The following is a 14,943-nucleotide window of genomic DNA, read 5'->3' as shown; positions in this document are numbered from 1 at the left end:
GGGAGGTGTCACCGCAGGTGACGGAGGGGGAGGAACTCGCAATCTCGGTTCCCCTTTCCTCCCCCTCCGTCTGGCAAGTGCCAGCCACCTCCCCCTGGCGGGGAGGATTTATTTAGGCGCGCTTCAGTCTCGCGATAAAGAAACCATCGCAGCCACCTTGGTGGGCCAGCATGTTGGGGAGTGTGCGGATGGTACCGGTTTCCGTGGTGGTGATGCCGGCGGGGAGTTCCGACTGGTCGACCGGGGCGATCGTGTAGTCGCTGCGGGCGGCGAGGAACGCGTCGAGCTGCGCTTCGCCTTCCGACGGCTCGAGCGAGCAGGTGGCGTACACCAACGTGCCGCCGGGTTTCACCCAATCCGCCGCCCGCGCGAAGATCCGCGCCTGCAACGCCGCGGTCTCGGCGATGATCGAGGGGCGGACGCGGTGGAGGACGTCGGGGTGGCGGCGGAAGATGCCCGTCGCGCTGCACGGCGCATCGATCAGGATCGCGTCGGCGGGCTCGGCGGGGGCCCATTCGAGGATGTCGGCGTTGACGACCTCGGCCTTTAGATGCGTGCGGTAGAGGTTTTCGCGGAGGCGCTTGATCCGGCTCTGCGAATTGTCGACCGAGGTGACGGTCCAGCCTGCGCTCGCGAGCTGCAGCGTCTTGCCGCCGGGCGCCGCGCAGAGATCGAGGACGTGGCCCTCCCCTTTGCCGAGCAGACGTGCGGGGAGCGAGGCGGCGATGTCCTGCACCCACCAGGCGCCGTCGCCGAAGCCTGCCATGTCGGGGACCGAATCATGGTCGCCGAGGCGGAGATGCCCGGGCATGAAACTTTCGCCGCCGAGTTTCTCGCGCCAGCCTTCGGTCTCGGACGGGTCCGCGATCGTCAGGTCGAGCGGCGGCACCTGCGCGATCGCGCGGCCTGCGGCGTCGACCATCTCCTCGCCCCACGCGGCTTCCCAGCGCAGTTCGACGGGGGCCGGCAGCGTCGGCACCTCGGGCAGCAGCATGTTGGCGCGGAACAGCGTGCCGAACACGCCGTGGACGAGTTTGCGCGGGCCGCCGTCGACCAGCGGCAACACCGTCGAGATCGCGGCGTGCGAGGGGGTGCCGAGGATCAGCACCTGGACCAGCGCGATGCGGAGCGCCATGCGCGCCTTCGCATCGTCGGGCAGGTTGGTCTTGGTCACCGAATCGATCATCGCGTCGAGATCGGGGAGGCGGCGCAGCGTCTCGGCGGCGATGGCGTGGGCGAGACCGCGGTCTGGGCCGTGGATCGCGCGCGTGGCGGCGGGGAGTGCGGATTCGAGCGACTCGCCGCGACGCAGGACGGCGTCGAGCAGGCGGAGCGCGGCGCGCCGGGTGGGGACGCCGAGCGGTTCGGGGGCGTGCGTATAGTCGGGCATATGAAGGTCCTTCGCGTTCGGTTTGCGCGCGGCTTGTGGCAAAGCGGCGCGGCAGAGCCCATGTGGCGGTTACGACGCCAACACGCAAATCCGGAGAGCCGCGATGGGCCAGCGCCCCGATCATCTGAAGCCGCCAGAATATCTTGCGAAGAATACGCCGGTGCCGAAGCCCGAGGCGATCGTGCCGGACAAGGACCCCGAGCCGCGCGATCCTACGCGCTATGGCGATTGGGAGCTGAAGGGCATGGCGATCGATTTCTGATCCCCCCGTCATCCTGACGAAAGTCAGGATCCAGGATCACGAACGGCACCGTATTCGGCTCGGGATCCTGACTTTCGTCAGGATGACGGATGTAATCTGCGGCAGCGGTCCTGACGCAGGCGGAACGATTTCCCCGGCGGCGCGTCGCCGCTATGATGAGGGGATTCTTCGCAAAACGCTGGGTTAAAGTCACCGGCATCGTTGTCGCGAGCGTGCTCGTGCTGGGGCTGGTGGGGCTTGCCGCGTTTCCGTGGGGATCGCTGAAAGGCGTGATCGAGCGGCAGTTGACCGCGCGGTTCGGGCGCCCGGTGACGATCGGCGGGATCGAGCGGGTCGACGCGTTCGGGTTCAATCCGACGATCCGGATCACGAACGTGCGGATCCCGCAGGCCGACTGGGCGGGCAAGGGTGACTTCGTGCAGTTGCGCGAGGCGGAGGCGACGTTCTCCGGGCTCGGCCTGCTCAAGGGCGCGTTCGGGCCGCGCGACGTGAAGGCGCGCGGACTGCATCTGGTGCTGGTGCGCGACAAGCATGGCCGGACCAACTGGGAGCGGCCGGGCAAGCCCAAGGGCGGCGGCAGTTCGACCGATCTCGACGGGCTGGCGATCAGCGACAGCGTGATCGAGTATCGCGACGACAAGCAGGACCGCTTCGTCACCGCGCGGTTCATGTCGGATCCGGTGCATGGTATCCGCGCGAACGGGAGCGGCACGATCCGCGGGGCGGCGGTGCGGATCGCGGTCGCGGGGCCTTCGGTGGAGAAATTTCAGGGCAAGCCGTGGCCGTTCACCGCGTCGATCGATGGCGATGCGCTTTCGATTGCCGCCAAGGGGCTGATGGACCGGCCGCTCGATACCGACGCGATGAGCCTCGACGTGACGGCGCGCGCGACCGATCTCAAGCTGATCGACGCGGTGATCGAGGCGGGGCTGTTCCGCACGCAGCCGGTGTCGTTCAGCGCACACGTCCGTCACGACCAGCCGAAATGGACGGTTACGCAGTTGAAGGGCGTGGTCGGGCGGTCGGATTTCGCGGGGCACGTGACGGTCGACAAGCAGGCTGGCCGCAGCAAGGTCGATGGCGACATCGTCTCGCGCCAGTTCGATTTCGGCGATCTGGCGTCGGACGAGGGCAAGGCCGAGGGCGCCGCGCTGGAGCGGGCGATCGGGCCGCGACTGGTGCCGAACACGCGGATCGATATCGGCAAGATCGACAGGACAGATGCGCGGATGGGGTTTCGGATCGGGCGTATCGTGAGCGGTAACGGTGTGTCGCCGATCCTGTCCGCCAAGGGCGTGCTGGCGATCGATCATCAGCTTCTGACTCTGAGCGAGCTGGTCGCGCGGCTGTCGCATGGCAACGTTACCGGCAAGGTGACGGTCGACCAGCGCGGCGACCGCAAAGTGCCGACGGTCGATATCGACCTCAGGTTGCGCGGGAGCAGCGTCCAGGCGCTGGCGGGCGGCGGTGGTGATTTCAGCGGCAACGTCAGCGCGCGAGTGCGGCTGAAGGGGCCGGGCGAGACGATCCGCGCGGCGGTCGGGCGGTCGAACGGGACGATCGGGTTCGTCGCGCGCGATGGCCAGTTGCCGCAGGGGATCGCCGCCGCGTTGGGGTTCGATGCGGCGCGCGCGTTGCTGGCGAAGGATGGCGAGCGGGCGGGGCTGCGCTGCGTAGTGCTGAAGCTCGACGTGACGGGCGGGCAAGGGCGGGTCGATCCGATGATCGTCGATACTACCGCCAGTCAGTTGCGCGGCCAGGGGAGCGTGGTGTTTCCGGGGGAGACGCTGAACATCCGGCTGACCGGCACGCCGAAACAGCATGCGCTGCTGCGGTTGCCGGGGTCGGCGTACATGACCGGGACGATCGAGCGGCCCAACGTGACGATCCCGCCCGAGGTGAAGTCGGTGGGGAATATCTTCAAGGCGATCGGCCGCGCGATTACCGGGAAGCAGGGGCCGACGGCGAGCGATGCGGATTGCTCCGGGTTGGCGGCGCGGGTGTTGCGGTAGTGTCCACCCAGTCATCCCGGACTCGTTCGCTTCGTTCAAATACCACCCCGGCGGAGGCCGGGGCCCAATTGGGCGAACAAGGTAACAGCGGGCAGCCCTGCGTTACACCGACCTTGCCAATTGGGCCCCGGCCTTCGCCGGGGTGGTAGTGAGCATCGCGCGGTCGAGCGCGGTAACGGAAGTTTAGCCCGCCTCGCCCTTCAGCGGACGCGCGAGGAGGTCGCCGATGACGTCGCTTACCGGGGCGCCTTCCAGCAGGCGGCAGACGGCTTCGGTGATCGGCATGTCGACCCCGGCGTCGCGCGCGGCTTCGCGGAGGACGGGGGCGGTGAAGGCGCCTTCCGCGACGGTGCGGCGATCGGCGAGCAAAGTCGCGGCGGAGTCGCCCCTTCCCAGACCGACGCCGAGCGAGAAGTTGCGCGAGCTGGTCGAGGAGCAGGTGAGGACGAGGTCGCCCAATCCCGAGAGGCCAGCGAGCGTTTCCGCGCGGGCGCCGCGGGCTAGGCCGAAGCGAGTCATCTCGGCGAATCCGCGCGCGATGAGGGCAGCACGCGCGTTCTGGCCGAGCCCTGCCCCCTCGACGACACCGCAGCCGATCGCGAGGACGTTCTTCACCGCGCCGCCGATCTCCGCGCCGGCGACGTCGGTCGAGGCGTAGGTCCGGAAGTGGCGCGCGGCCAACCGCGTGGCGAGACGTTCGCCGAGGTCGGCATCCTCGCAGGCGAGCGTCACGGCGGTGGGGAGGCCGGCGGCAACTTCGTGCGCGAAGGTGGGCCCGGAGAGGACGGCGATCGGCGCGTTCGGGTGAACGGCACGCGCAACTTCGCCGACGAGACGCTTGCTGCCGGCTTCGATGCCCTTCGCGCAGAGGACGAGCGGGATGCGGCCGACCGGGGCGGCGGCGAGGACGCTGCCGACGTGCTGCGCGGGGGCGACGACTAGGATCGCGTCCATGTCGGCGAGCGCGGTGAGGTCGTCGGTCGCGCGGATCGTCGGGGAGAGCGCGACGCCGGCGAGGAAGAGCGCGTTTTCGTGGGCCGTGTTGATCGACTCGACGACGGCGGTTTCGCGCGCCCAGAGGATGATGTCGCGGCCTTCGTGCGCGGCGACCTGCGCGAGCGCGGTGCCCCAGGCTCCGCCGCCGATGACGCCGATTTTCATGCCTTCACTCCTGCGCCACGCACCGCTTCGGCGTTCGGATCTAGTGGCCAGCGCGGGCGGGCGGCGACGTCGAGCGGGTCGGTGAGGCCGGCGGCGAAGCGCTCTGCGCCGGCCCAACCGATCATCGCGGCGTTGTCGGTGCAGAGCCAGAGCGGCGGCGCAACGAAGCGAAGGCCGTGCGCGCTGGCAAGGGACTGCAACGCGCCACGGACCGCGGTGTTGGCCGCGACCCCGCCCGCGACGACCAGCGCGGTGGCGCCGTGTGCGGTCCGCAACGCCTTGGTCGTGCGATCGATCAGGCAGTCGACGACTGCGGCCTGGAACGAGGCGGCGAGGTCCTCGGGCGAATACTGGCCGACCACGCGCGCGACCGCGCTCTTGAGGCCAGCGAACGAGAAATGCGGTTCGGCCGAGCCTTTGAGCGGGCGTGGCAGCGGGACCGCCTTCGGGTTGCCGAGTGCGGCGGCACGTTCCACGGCGGGACCGCCGGGAAAGCCCAGGCCAAGCAGCTTGGCGGTCTTGTCGAAGGCTTCACCTGCCGCGTCGTCGATCGTCGTCGCCAACCGCCGGTACGCGCCGACGCCCTCGACCAGCAGCAGCTGGCAATGGCCGCCCGAGACTAGCAACAGCAGATAGGGGAATTCGAGATCCGGGTCGGACAGACGCGGCGACAGCGCGTGGCCTTCTAGATGATTGACCGCGATCAACGGTTTCCCCGCGGCATGCGCGAGCGCCTTGCCCGTCACCAGCCCGACCATGACGCCGCCGATCAGCCCCGGCCCGGCGGTCGCGGCGATCGCGTCGACATCGGCGAGCGTCAGCTTCGCGTCGGCCAGAGCGGCAACGATCAGCGGCTCGAGCGCCTCGACATGCGCGCGCGCGGCGATTTCGGGGACGACGCCGCCGAACGGGGCGTGCGCGGCTTCCTGCCCCAGCAGGCGGTGCGCGAGGACCTGACGGTCGCCGGTGACGAGCGCGGCGGCGGTTTCGTCGCAGGAGGATTCGATGCCGAGAATGATCATCGCGTGTCTGTATAGGGGTGCGAGAAGCTTGTCGAAGGGGGCTCCTTTCTGCATGGCCCACCGGATGACTCGTTTTCGGCTCGGTACGCGCGGTTCGCCGCTGGCGCTCACCCAGGCGGGCATGGTGCGCGATGCACTGTGCGCGGCGCATGGCTGGTCGCCCGAAATGGTCGAGATCGTGGTGATCCGCACGACCGGGGACCGCGTGCAGGATCGCGCGCTCGCCGAGATCGGCGGCAAGGCGCTGTGGACCAAGGAACTCGATCGCGCGCTACACGACGGCGATATCGATTGCGCGGTGCATTCGATGAAGGACGTCGAGACGATCCGACCCGCGACGCTGAAGATTGCGGCGATGCTCCCGAGGGCCGACGTCAGAGACCGGCTGATCGGCGCGGAGACGCTCGCCGACCTGCGCCCACATGCAGTGGTTGGCACGAGTTCGCCGCGGCGGCGCGCGCAGATGCTGCGGCTGCGACCCGACCTAGAGATCGTGCTGATCCGCGGGAATGTCGACACGCGGCTCGGCCGGGTCGCGAGTGGCGAGATGGATGCGACGTTGCTCGCCGCCGCCGGGCTCGACCGTCTCGGACGCGACGACGGCCATGCGATCCCGACCGACGTGATGTTGCCGGCCCCTGCCCAAGGCGCGGTCGGGGTCGAAGTGCTCGCCGGGAGCGCGGCGGGCGAGATCGTCGCGGCGATCGACCACCGCGATACGAGCCTGTGCGTGCTGACCGAGCGCGCGCTGCTCGCGCGGCTGGGGGCGGATTGCCATTCGCCGGTCGCAGCGCTGGCGTCGCTCGCGGGCGAGACGCTGACGTTGCGCGCCGAACTGATCGCCGAGGACGGCGCGTGCGACGTCGCGGGATCGATCGAGGGCACGGTCGACGACGATCTGGGCACGACACTGGCGGAGGACCTGCTGACCCGCGCCCCCGCCAGTGTCCGGCGACTGTTCGCCGCATGATGCCCCGATGACCCGCATGGTCGTGGTGCTGCGGCCGGAGCCCGGCAACACGCGCACCGCGACGGCGCTGCGTACGCTCGGGCTGGAGGTGCGGCAGGTCCCGCTGTTCGCGGTCGTGCCGGTCTATTGGACGCCGCCCAACCCGACCGGGTTCGACGGGCTGTTGCTGACGAGCGCGAACGCGGTACGGCATGGCGGTACCGGGCTGGACCTGTTCAAGCGGTTGCCGGTCGTGGCGGTCGGTGCAGCGACGGCAGCCGCAGCGAGCAAGGCCGGGTTCGCGGTCGCGGTGACGGGCGGCGAGAATGCGCGCGCAGTAGTGGCCGAGGCGCGGGACCGGGGTTTCGCGCGGTTGCTGCATCTTGCCGGGCGCGAGCGGGCGCCGACCGAGGACGGCGTCGAGACGGTCACCGTCTATGCGAGCGACGCCGTACCGGTGCTGGCGGACGTCGCTCGATCGTTCGAGGATACGGTGGTCCTGATGCATTCCGCCCGCGCCGCAACGCGGCTGGCCGAACTCGTCGATGGCTCCGGCGCGGACCGGTCTCGCATCGCTTTGGTCGCGATCAGCCGAGCGGTCGGCGACGCCGCCGGGACAGGCTGGGGCGCCGTGTCGATCGCGCTCGAACCGAGCGATTCCGCGGTTGTCGCAACCGCTGCTGCGTCTGCGAACACACGCACGATTGACCATCCGGCGCGCGGCGGGGATAAGCACGCCATGAGCGACTACGTGCCTACCGATCGCCCACGGGCACGCGGACCCAAAATGGGCGTCATCCTCGTGCTGGTCGGCCTTGCGTTCGTCGCGGGCCTTGGCCTGATGGCGTATGCGGCCAAGACGGTGCCCTGGTTCGGCTTCACCCATTCGACCGCCGCTTCGACGACCGCGCAGCAAAAGGCTTCGTCGTCCGCGACCGGGTATATCCCGTCGCAGCCACTCGGCCCCGATGGCCAGCCGCAGGCCGCCGCGCCGGTCGATACCGCAGTGCTGGCGACGCGCGAGGCGACGCTGGCGGCGCAATTGACCGCGCTCGAGGCGCGCACCGCGGCGATCACCACCGATGCCAGTGCCGCCGGCGGGCAGGCGACGCGCGCCGAAGGGCTGATGGTCGCGTTCGCCGCACGACGCGCGCTCGATCGCGGGGTCGGGCTCGGCTATCTCGAGGAACAGCTTCGCCTGCGCTTCGGCCAGGCGCAGCCGCGCGCGACGATGCTGCTGATCCAGGCCGCGCGTCAGCCGGTGACGCTGGAGGACCTCCGCCAGGGCCTCGACACGATCGCGCCCGACATCACGACCTCGACCGGCGAGGGCTGGCTCGACACGATCCAGCACCAGATCGATTCGCTGGTGGTACTGCGCAAGGCCGGCACGCCCTCGCCGATGCCCGCCGACCGCCTCGCGCGCGTCCGCCGGTTGCTCGAAGCGGGGCAGGTCGAGGCGGCAAGGGCGGAAGTGGCGCGCTTGCCCGGAGCGGCGCAGGCCGGCAACTGGATGGACGCCGCCCGCCGCTACGTCACCGCACGCCAGGCGCTCGACGTGATCGAGAACACCGCGCTGATCGGCCAGGCGGGTCAGCCACAACCCGCCCCGGTAGTGATCCCGACGCCGGTTCCCGAGATCGTCGCGCCGGAGGCATCCGCGGCGGACGGAGTCTGATATCTTCGAACGCCAGGCGCAGGTGCCGGCAACTGATCGCTTGATCGGCCAGCCATGCCCTTGGGCGATAGCGCCGGGACGAGCGCCGCTTACGGCGTAGCGGCGATCTTGATCTCGAACAGAGTCGGCCAGTATTTGCCCGTCACGAATAGCCGGTTTGCCTTTGCATCCCACGCAATGCCATTGAGCACCGCCTCGGGGTCGGTAGCAGCCACTTCGGCGACTAACGGGCGCAGGTCGACCACTGCCGTGACCTTGCCGATCTTGGGGTCGATACGGACCAGGAAGCCGGTATGCCAGACGTTGGCGAGCAGCGCGCCGTCGACGTATTCGAGCTCGTTGATGTCGCGCAACGGGCGACCGTCGATCGTCACCGCGACGCGCTTGCGCTCAGCGAGCGTCACCGGATCGCGGAAGATGATGTCGGGGCTGCCGTCGGACTGGAGCAGCGACACGCCATCGCTCGTCAGGCCCCAACCCTCGCCGGTGTAGCTGTTCTGGCTTTTGGGCTTTAGCGTGCGGATGTCCCAGCGGTGCGCGATGCCGTCGTGCCAGGTGAGGCTGATCAACTCGTCCTTCCACAGCGCGAGGCCTTCGCCGAACTGCGCGGGGTCGATACGCGCCTTCGCCAGGACCTTGCCGTCCTTGAGCGACACGCGGCGGACGTCGGATTGGCGCTCCTGCCCGGTGCTCTCGTAGAGCGCGCCATCGTGCCAGAGCAGGCCTTCGGTGAACGCGGTGCGGTCGTGCGGGTAGCGCGCCACGATCGTCGCCGACAGGACCGGCACGCGTGTCTGCGCAGGCGCTGCTGACGAAAAAGACGATGAAACGAGAACGGCCGGCCCCGCCAAAGCGAGACCGGCCGCAATCATTATCCTACCGAACACGGTACGATCAGCCAGCTATCAGCCGCCTGCGCTCAGGTTTACCGCTGCGTACTTGCCGCGACGATCGACCTCGAGCTCGAACTCAAGCTTGTCGCCCTCGTTCAGCGTCGCCATGCCGGCGCGCTCGACGGCCGAGATGTGGACGAATGCGTCAGGCTGTCCGTCGTCGCGCTGGATGAAGCCGAAGCCCTTCATCGCGTTGAAGAACTTGACCGTACCGGTCGCCTTCTCGCCGGTGAGCTGACGCTGTGCGCCACCTGCACCACCGTCACGGTCGCGATCGCCACCACGGGGCGCGCCCGGGCCGGCATCACGGTCACGCGGCGGGCCGCGATCGGTGACGGCCATCGGCTCGCCGTCGATCTTCAGGTCGGTTGCCGAGATACGGCCACCGCGGTCGACGAGCGTGAAGCCGAGCGGCTGACCCTCGGCGAGCGCGACCATGCCGGCCTGCTCGACTGCGCTGATGTGGACGAACACGTCCTCGCCGCCGTCATCGCGAACGACGAAGCCGAAGCCCTTCTGTGCGTTGAAGAACTTTACGACGCCGGTGCCTTCGCCGACCACCTGGGGAGGCATGCCGCGACCACCGCCGCCGCCGCCACCGCCCGAGAAGCCGCCGCCACCGCCGCCGCCGCGGTAACCACCGCCGCCGCCGCCGCTGCCGCCACCGAAGCTGCTGCCGCCGCCGTAGCTGCTGCCACCGCCGCCACCGTAGCTCGAGCCACCGCCGCCGCCATAGCTGCTACCGCCGCCGCCGAACCGATCGCCGCCACCGCCAAAGCTGCTGCCGCCGCCGAACTCGTTGTCGCCGCCGCCGAAGCTGTCGCGCTTGTCGCGGCCACGCCCGCCACGGTTCCCGCGGCCACCTTTATCGAAACCCATAAGCTCTGTTCGTCTTCCCGGTTCGCCCGCAAATTTCTCAAAACCCTTGTGCCGGACGACGAACGCGGGTTTTCCAGCGCGAAACCTTTTGCGCCTTGAGGAGACCCTTAGCGCAAATTACAAGCCGTCGCGAATAGATTCTTGTCCTACGCCGCGCGATTTGGATCGATACTGGCGCAAGTGTCGCTTGTAAGCCACGGCTCGTCGCAGGTGCGCTAGGCGGGCCATCTTATCGCCCGATTCGACACCACTGCCTATGACTGGGCCATTGAGCGTTCAGCCGCGGACCGCTACGGCCACCGTCATGACAGTTTATCTCCACGAAGGCGACATCCCCGCCGATCTGTTCGCGGCCGGCGCCGCGATCGCCGTCGATACCGAGACGATGGGTCTGATCACTCCGCGCGATCGGCTCTGCCTCGTCCAGCTTTCGGACGGTGGCCCCGACGAGCATCTTGTCCGCTTCGCCGCGGGTGCCGGTTATGACGCGCCCAATCTGAAGGCGCTGCTGGCCGACCCGGCGCGCGTGAAGCTCTACCATTTCGGAAGGTTCGATATCGCCGCCGTCCAGCATTATCTCGGTGTCGTCGCGGCGCCGGTGTATTGCACCAAGATCGCCTCGCGGCTGGTGCGCACCTATACCGATCGCCACGGCCTGAAGGAACTGGTCCGCGAACTGCTCGGCCAGGATATCTCGAAGCAGCAGCAATCGTCCGACTGGGGCAGCCCCGAACTGTCCGACGCGCAGAAGGACTACGCGGCGTCCGACGTGCGCTTCCTTCACCGCTTGCGGACCGAGCTCGACAAGCGACTGATTCGCGAAGGCCGGATGGAGCTCGCGCAGGCGTGCTTCGACTTCCTGCCGACCCGCGCCGCACTCGATCTCGCCGGCTGGCCCGAAATCGACATTTTCGCGCACGCTTGATGGACGTTCCGCCGCCCTCACCCGTCGCCCGCCGCGCACGCACCGCGCGGCAGGACTGGGCTGCGCCCGGTGGCAGCCACGATCGATTCGTGGCGATCGCGCGCGTCGCGCTGCCGACCGCGATCGGCGTGCTGGCGGCGTTCCTGGTGATGGCGCCGCTGACCGCGGGCGGCGACGTGTCGTTCCTGCTCGACAAGAACAAGGTCGACGTCGCGCAGGAGCGGATGAAGATCCAGTCCGCGCGCTATCGCGGCGAGGATTCGAAGGGCCAGTCGTTCACGCTCGATGCGAAGTCCGCGATTCAGAAGAGCTCGGCCGAACCGATCGTCCAGCTCAATCAGCTCGCCGCGCAGATCCAGCTGACCGACGGCCCCGCCAACATCAAGGCGAACACCGGTCGCTACGACATGGACACCGAGAAGGTGCAGCTGTTCGGCCCGCTCAACGCCACCGCGGCGGGCGGCTACGACCTGAAGACCACCAACGCGACGATCGACATGAAGGCGCGCACGCTCGAAAGCGGGGGGGCTGCGACCGGCACCGTTCAGCAGGGCACGTTCAGCGCGAACAAGCTGCGCGCGAACCTCGAGGAGCGCACCGTGACGCTCGATGGCAATGCGCGCTTGCGGATCATCCCCAGAGGGCCGAAATAGCCGCCATGCGCGCCACCCACATCCTTGCCGGCCTGTCCGCCCTGCTGCTGTCCACGACCGCGGTCGCGCAGCAGGCGCACAATTCCAACGCTCCGATCGATTTCGGCGCGGATCACATCGAGCTGCAGGACAAGGCGAACCGTGCGCTGTTGACCGGTAACGTCGCGGTCAAGCAGGCCGAGATGACGCTGAACTCGGCGCGGATGACGGTCGCGTATACCGGCCAGGTGATCGGCGGGAACCCGCAGGTCTCGCGGCTCGACGCGTCGGGCGGCGTCACGGTCAGGCGGCCCGACCAGACCGCCAAGAGCCAGTACGCGATCTACGACCTCAACAAGCGCGTGATCACGATGCTCGGCGCGGTGACGCTCAACCAGGGCGGCAACGTCGTCAATGGCGGGCGCCTGACGATGAATCTCGACACCGGTCGCGCGGTGATCGACGGCTCGTCGGTCGGCGGCAGCACGGGCGCGACCACCGGTGGCGGCACGGTGACGCAGTCGGGCGGACGCGTGACCGGCACCTTCTCGGTCCCCAAGCGCAACTGATCGCTTGAGCGGGTCCGCGGGGGCTTCCCTCCGGCGGCGCGCTCATGCATGTTTCCTGCCAAATCCCTGCCGATCATTCGGCATACACCCGATGCCGGACGTCCGGCAAAGTTTTGCGAGGGCCTGATCCCATGGACGCCACCACGCTGCCCCCGATCGAAGCCGTAGAACCGATCTCGGAGCCGCTCGTCAGCAACGGACTTCAGGTCGTCTCGATCGCCAAGTCCTACGACAAGCGCGTCGTGCTGACCGACGTGTCGGTGTCGGTCGGGCGCGGCGAAGTGGTCGGCCTGCTCGGGCCCAACGGCGCGGGTAAGACAACGTGCTTCTATTCGGTGATGGGTCTGGTGAAGCCTGATTCAGGGAGGATCATGCTCGACGGCGAGGACATCACGAAGCTGCCGATGTACCGGCGCGCGATCCTCGGCCTGGGCTATCTCCCGCAGGAAACGTCGATCTTCCGCGGGCTGACGATCGAAAAGAACATCCTGACCGTGCTGGAGCTGTCCGAGCCCGACAAGGCGGCGCGCCAGCGGAAACTCGATACGCTGCTGGAGGAGTTCGGCCTGACCCGGCTGCGTGCGGCACCGGCGATGGCGCTGTCGGGCGGCGAGCGGCGACGTGCGGAAATCGCGCGCGCACTGGCGGCGGATCCGTCGATCATGCTGCTCGACGAGCCGTTCGCGGGCATCGATCCGATCTCGATCGCCGACATTCGCGACCTGGTGAAGGACCTGAAGCGGCGCGATATCGGCGTGCTGATCACCGACCACAATGTCCGCGAGACGCTCGAAATCGTCGACCGCGCGTACATCATCTATGACGGCCGGGTGCTGTTCTCGGGCTCGCCGGAAGAACTGGTCGCCGACGCCAATGTCCGCCGCCTGTATCTCGGCGAAGGCTTCTCGCTTTAAGCTTATGCCGCCCTCCCTCCCAGCCCCCACCCCCACCCGTCATCCCAGCGAAAGCTGGGATCTCCCGGTGAGGGCGCGCGCTCTGATCGTGGAAGACCCCAGCTTTCGCTGGGGTGACGGAATTGAGTTGTTCGGCTCTCTGCGGGACTCCGCGGCATGAGCCTCGCCCCCCGCCTGGACATCCGCCAGTCGCAATCGCTGGTGATGACCCCGCAGCTCCAGCAGGCGATCAAGCTGCTGGCGCTGTCGAACCTCGAGATCGAGGGTTTCATCGCCGAGGAAGTCGAGCGCAACCCGTTGCTTGAGGCCAGCGCCGCCGAAGACAGTGACGCCCCCGACCGCGAACCCGCCCCCGAAGCCCGCGACGAACGCGTCGCCGCCGACGAACTCGTCGCGGGCACGGGTAGTGGCGACGAACCGACGCTCGACGTCGACTACGCCACCGAAAGCCACCAGCAGGACAGCGTCGCCGACGGCGGCAGCGGGATGGACGGCGCGCTCTCGATGACCGGCGTGAGCGCGGGCGGTGCCGGCGGCGAGGACGGCCCTGATCTCGACGCGTTCGCGGATACCAGCCTGAGCCTCGCGGATCACCTGCTCGCGCAAGCCGGGCCCGCAATTCCGCACGAGGACGCGTTCATCGCTGCGCACCTGATCGACCAGATCGACGAGGCGGGCTACCTGACCGTGTCGCTGCTCGACATCGCCAACCGGCTTGGCGTGCCGCTGGTCCGTGTCGAGGGCGTGCTGGCGACGATCCAGACGTTCGACCCGACCGGCGTCGGCGCGCGCGATCTTGCCGAGTGCCTTGCATTGCAGGCGCGCGAGGCGGATCGTTACGACCCCTGCATGGCGCGGTTGATCGACAATCTCGACCTGCTCGCGCGTGGCGAACTGACTCGGCTCAAGCGGATGTGCGACGTCGACGACGAGGACATGGCCGACATGATCCGCGAGCTGCGCGGCTATGATCCGAAGCCCGGCTGTCGCTATGGCGGCGAGCCGTCGCAGTCGGTGACCCCCGACCTGTTCGTGGCGCGGACGAAAGCAGGCTGGGCTATCGAGATCAACGCGTCGACTTTGCCGCGCGTGCTGGTCAACCGGAGTTATTACACCGAGTTGTCGGGCGGGCAGCAGGACAAGGCGTCGAAGGCGTGGCTGTCGGACTGCCTCGCGAGCGCGAACTGGCTGGTGAAGGCGCTCGACCAGCGCCAGCGGACGATCATCAAGGTCGCGACCGAGATCGTGAAGCAGCAGGAGGCGTTCTTCCTGAAGGGCGTCGCACATCTCCGCCCGCTGACGCTGCGCCAGGTGGCGGACGCGATCGAGATGCACGAATCGACCGTCAGCCGCGTGACGAGCAACAAATACGTCTCGTGCGCGCGCGGGCTGTACGAGCTGAAATACTTCTTCACGAGCGCGATCCAGTCGGCGGACGGCGGCGAGGCGGTGTCGGCGCAGGCGGTGAAGTCGGCGATCAAGGCGCTGATCGACACCGAGGGTGCGAAGATCCTGTCGGACGACACGCTGGTCGACCTGCTCAACGCCAAAGGCTTCGACATCGCGCGGCGGACCGTCGCGAAATACCGCGAGGCGCTGGGGATTGGCAGCTCCGTACAACGCCGCCGGGCGAAGGCGCTGGAGGGGGTTCGGTAGG

Annotated in this window: 14 protein-coding genes; 9 read left to right on the top strand and 5 right to left on the bottom strand. The window is 68.5% G+C overall.

The annotated features are described in order from the left end of the window. Nucleotides 1-112 precede the first annotated feature (112 nt). Nucleotides 113-1,390: an RsmB/NOP family class I SAM-dependent RNA methyltransferase gene (locus U1763_RS16815; RefSeq protein ID WP_332756089.1), complete on the bottom strand. Its 1,278-nt coding sequence runs from the start codon at nucleotides 1,388-1,390 to the stop codon at nucleotides 113-115. Between the two features lie 103 nt (nucleotides 1,391-1,493). Here U1763_RS16815 and U1763_RS16810 point away from each other — a divergent pair, with 103 nt between their 5' ends. Continuing rightward, nucleotides 1,494-1,652 carry a DUF1674 domain-containing protein gene (locus tag U1763_RS16810; RefSeq protein WP_082441494.1) on the top strand — a complete coding sequence of 53 codons (159 nt, stop codon included), beginning with the start codon at nucleotides 1,494-1,496 and terminating at the stop codon, nucleotides 1,650-1,652. Nucleotides 1,653-1,807: 155 nt separating this feature from the next. Then, entirely contained in the window at nucleotides 1,808-3,664 is a 1,857-nt protein-coding gene (locus tag U1763_RS16805; RefSeq protein ID WP_332756088.1) for an AsmA family protein, read from the top strand. Nucleotides 3,665-3,847: 183 nt separating this feature from the next. Here the strand turns inward: U1763_RS16805 and U1763_RS16800 are convergent, their stop codons facing one another. Both U1763_RS16800 and tsaD read right to left on the bottom strand, forming a co-directional pair. Then, nucleotides 3,848-4,825, bottom strand: a complete 978-nt coding sequence (locus U1763_RS16800) for an NAD(P)H-dependent glycerol-3-phosphate dehydrogenase (protein ID WP_332756087.1) — start codon at nucleotides 4,823-4,825, stop codon at nucleotides 3,848-3,850. Continuing rightward, nucleotides 4,822-5,847 (bottom strand): tRNA (adenosine(37)-N6)-threonylcarbamoyltransferase complex transferase subunit TsaD, encoded by a 1,026-nt coding sequence (gene tsaD / locus U1763_RS16795; RefSeq protein ID WP_332756086.1) that lies wholly within the window; start codon nucleotides 5,845-5,847, stop codon nucleotides 4,822-4,824. The genes U1763_RS16800 and tsaD overlap by 4 nt, the downstream gene beginning before the upstream one ends. A gap of 64 nt (nucleotides 5,848-5,911) precedes the next feature. Here tsaD and hemC point away from each other — a divergent pair, with 64 nt between their 5' ends. Continuing rightward, a complete protein-coding gene (gene hemC, locus U1763_RS16790) occupies nucleotides 5,912-6,817 on the top strand; it encodes a hydroxymethylbilane synthase (protein WP_332756085.1) in 906 nt (301 codons plus the stop codon). A gap of 7 nt (nucleotides 6,818-6,824) precedes the next feature. Next, nucleotides 6,825-8,474 (top strand): uroporphyrinogen-III synthase, encoded by a 1,650-nt coding sequence (locus tag U1763_RS16785; protein WP_332756084.1) that lies wholly within the window; start codon nucleotides 6,825-6,827, stop codon nucleotides 8,472-8,474. Between the two features lie 89 nt (nucleotides 8,475-8,563). On the opposite strand, the gene U1763_RS16780 is transcribed toward U1763_RS16785, so the two are convergent. Together U1763_RS16780 and U1763_RS16775 are read right to left on the bottom strand one after the other, a co-directional pair. Beyond that, the gene (locus U1763_RS16780; protein WP_332756083.1) at nucleotides 8,564-9,346 is read right to left on the bottom strand and encodes a glutaminyl-peptide cyclotransferase; all 783 of its coding nucleotides are present in this window, start codon (nucleotides 9,344-9,346) and stop codon (nucleotides 8,564-8,566) included. Nucleotides 9,347-9,379: 33 nt separating this feature from the next. Next, entirely contained in the window at nucleotides 9,380-10,246 is an 867-nt protein-coding gene (locus U1763_RS16775; protein ID WP_132734722.1) for a cold-shock protein, read from the bottom strand. Nucleotides 10,247-10,550: 304 nt separating this feature from the next. On the opposite strand from U1763_RS16775, the gene U1763_RS16770 reads away from it, so the two are divergent. The 5 genes from U1763_RS16770 to rpoN all read left to right on the top strand — a co-directional run bounded on the left by U1763_RS16770 (nucleotide 10,551) and on the right by rpoN (nucleotide 14,942). After that, nucleotides 10,551-11,171, top strand: a complete 621-nt coding sequence (locus U1763_RS16770) for a ribonuclease D (protein WP_055881883.1) — start codon at nucleotides 10,551-10,553, stop codon at nucleotides 11,169-11,171. Continuing rightward, nucleotides 11,171-11,824 carry an LPS export ABC transporter periplasmic protein LptC gene (gene lptC / locus U1763_RS16765; RefSeq protein ID WP_132895752.1) on the top strand — a complete coding sequence of 218 codons (654 nt, stop codon included), beginning with the start codon at nucleotides 11,171-11,173 and terminating at the stop codon, nucleotides 11,822-11,824. Before U1763_RS16770 ends, lptC begins: the two co-directional genes overlap by 1 nt. A gap of 5 nt (nucleotides 11,825-11,829) precedes the next feature. Beyond that, nucleotides 11,830-12,372 carry an LptA/OstA family protein gene (locus U1763_RS16760; RefSeq protein WP_132734728.1) on the top strand — a complete coding sequence of 181 codons (543 nt, stop codon included), beginning with the start codon at nucleotides 11,830-11,832 and terminating at the stop codon, nucleotides 12,370-12,372. 131 nt (nucleotides 12,373-12,503) lie between these two features. Further along, nucleotides 12,504-13,286 (top strand): LPS export ABC transporter ATP-binding protein, encoded by a 783-nt coding sequence (gene lptB, locus U1763_RS16755; RefSeq protein ID WP_332756082.1) that lies wholly within the window; start codon nucleotides 12,504-12,506, stop codon nucleotides 13,284-13,286. Nucleotides 13,287-13,442: 156 nt separating this feature from the next. Continuing rightward, nucleotides 13,443-14,942 carry an RNA polymerase factor sigma-54 gene (gene rpoN / locus U1763_RS16750; RefSeq protein WP_332756081.1) on the top strand — a complete coding sequence of 500 codons (1,500 nt, stop codon included), beginning with the start codon at nucleotides 13,443-13,445 and terminating at the stop codon, nucleotides 14,940-14,942. The last annotated feature ends 1 nt before the right edge of the window (nucleotide 14,943 follow it).

The sequence above is a fragment of the Sphingomonas sorbitolis genome (assembly GCF_036663875.1).
Lineage (GTDB): Bacteria > Pseudomonadota > Alphaproteobacteria > Sphingomonadales > Sphingomonadaceae > Sphingomonas.
The sequence above is the reverse complement of the archived record's forward strand: the minus strand, read 5'-3'. Positions and strand labels throughout refer to the sequence as shown.

Bases quoted from the DNA above. Each gene is read 5' to 3' on its own strand.
- U1763_RS16815 (WP_332756089.1), bottom strand. From the start codon at position 1,390: ATGCCCGACTATACGCACGCCCCCGAACCGCTCGGCGTCCCCACCCGG.
- U1763_RS16810 (WP_082441494.1), top strand. From the start codon at position 1,494: ATGGGCCAGCGCCCCGATCATCTGAAGCCGCCAGAATATCTTGCGAAG.
- U1763_RS16805 (WP_332756088.1), top strand. From the start codon at position 1,808: ATGAGGGGATTCTTCGCAAAACGCTGGGTTAAAGTCACCGGCATCGTT.
- U1763_RS16800 (WP_332756087.1), bottom strand. From the start codon at position 4,825: ATGAAAATCGGCGTCATCGGCGGCGGAGCCTGGGGCACCGCGCTCGCG.
- tsaD (WP_332756086.1), bottom strand. From the start codon at position 5,847: ATGATCATTCTCGGCATCGAATCCTCCTGCGACGAAACCGCCGCCGCG.
- hemC (WP_332756085.1), top strand. From the start codon at position 5,912: ATGACTCGTTTTCGGCTCGGTACGCGCGGTTCGCCGCTGGCGCTCACC.
- U1763_RS16785 (WP_332756084.1), top strand. From the start codon at position 6,825: ATGACCCGCATGGTCGTGGTGCTGCGGCCGGAGCCCGGCAACACGCGC.
- U1763_RS16780 (WP_332756083.1), bottom strand. From the start codon at position 9,346: ATGATTGCGGCCGGTCTCGCTTTGGCGGGGCCGGCCGTTCTCGTTTCA.
- U1763_RS16775 (WP_132734722.1), bottom strand. From the start codon at position 10,246: ATGGGTTTCGATAAAGGTGGCCGCGGGAACCGTGGCGGGCGTGGCCGC.
- U1763_RS16770 (WP_055881883.1), top strand. From the start codon at position 10,551: ATGACAGTTTATCTCCACGAAGGCGACATCCCCGCCGATCTGTTCGCG.
- lptC (WP_132895752.1), top strand. From the start codon at position 11,171: ATGGACGTTCCGCCGCCCTCACCCGTCGCCCGCCGCGCACGCACCGCG.
- U1763_RS16760 (WP_132734728.1), top strand. From the start codon at position 11,830: ATGCGCGCCACCCACATCCTTGCCGGCCTGTCCGCCCTGCTGCTGTCC.
- lptB (WP_332756082.1), top strand. From the start codon at position 12,504: ATGGACGCCACCACGCTGCCCCCGATCGAAGCCGTAGAACCGATCTCG.
- rpoN (WP_332756081.1), top strand. From the start codon at position 13,443: ATGAGCCTCGCCCCCCGCCTGGACATCCGCCAGTCGCAATCGCTGGTG.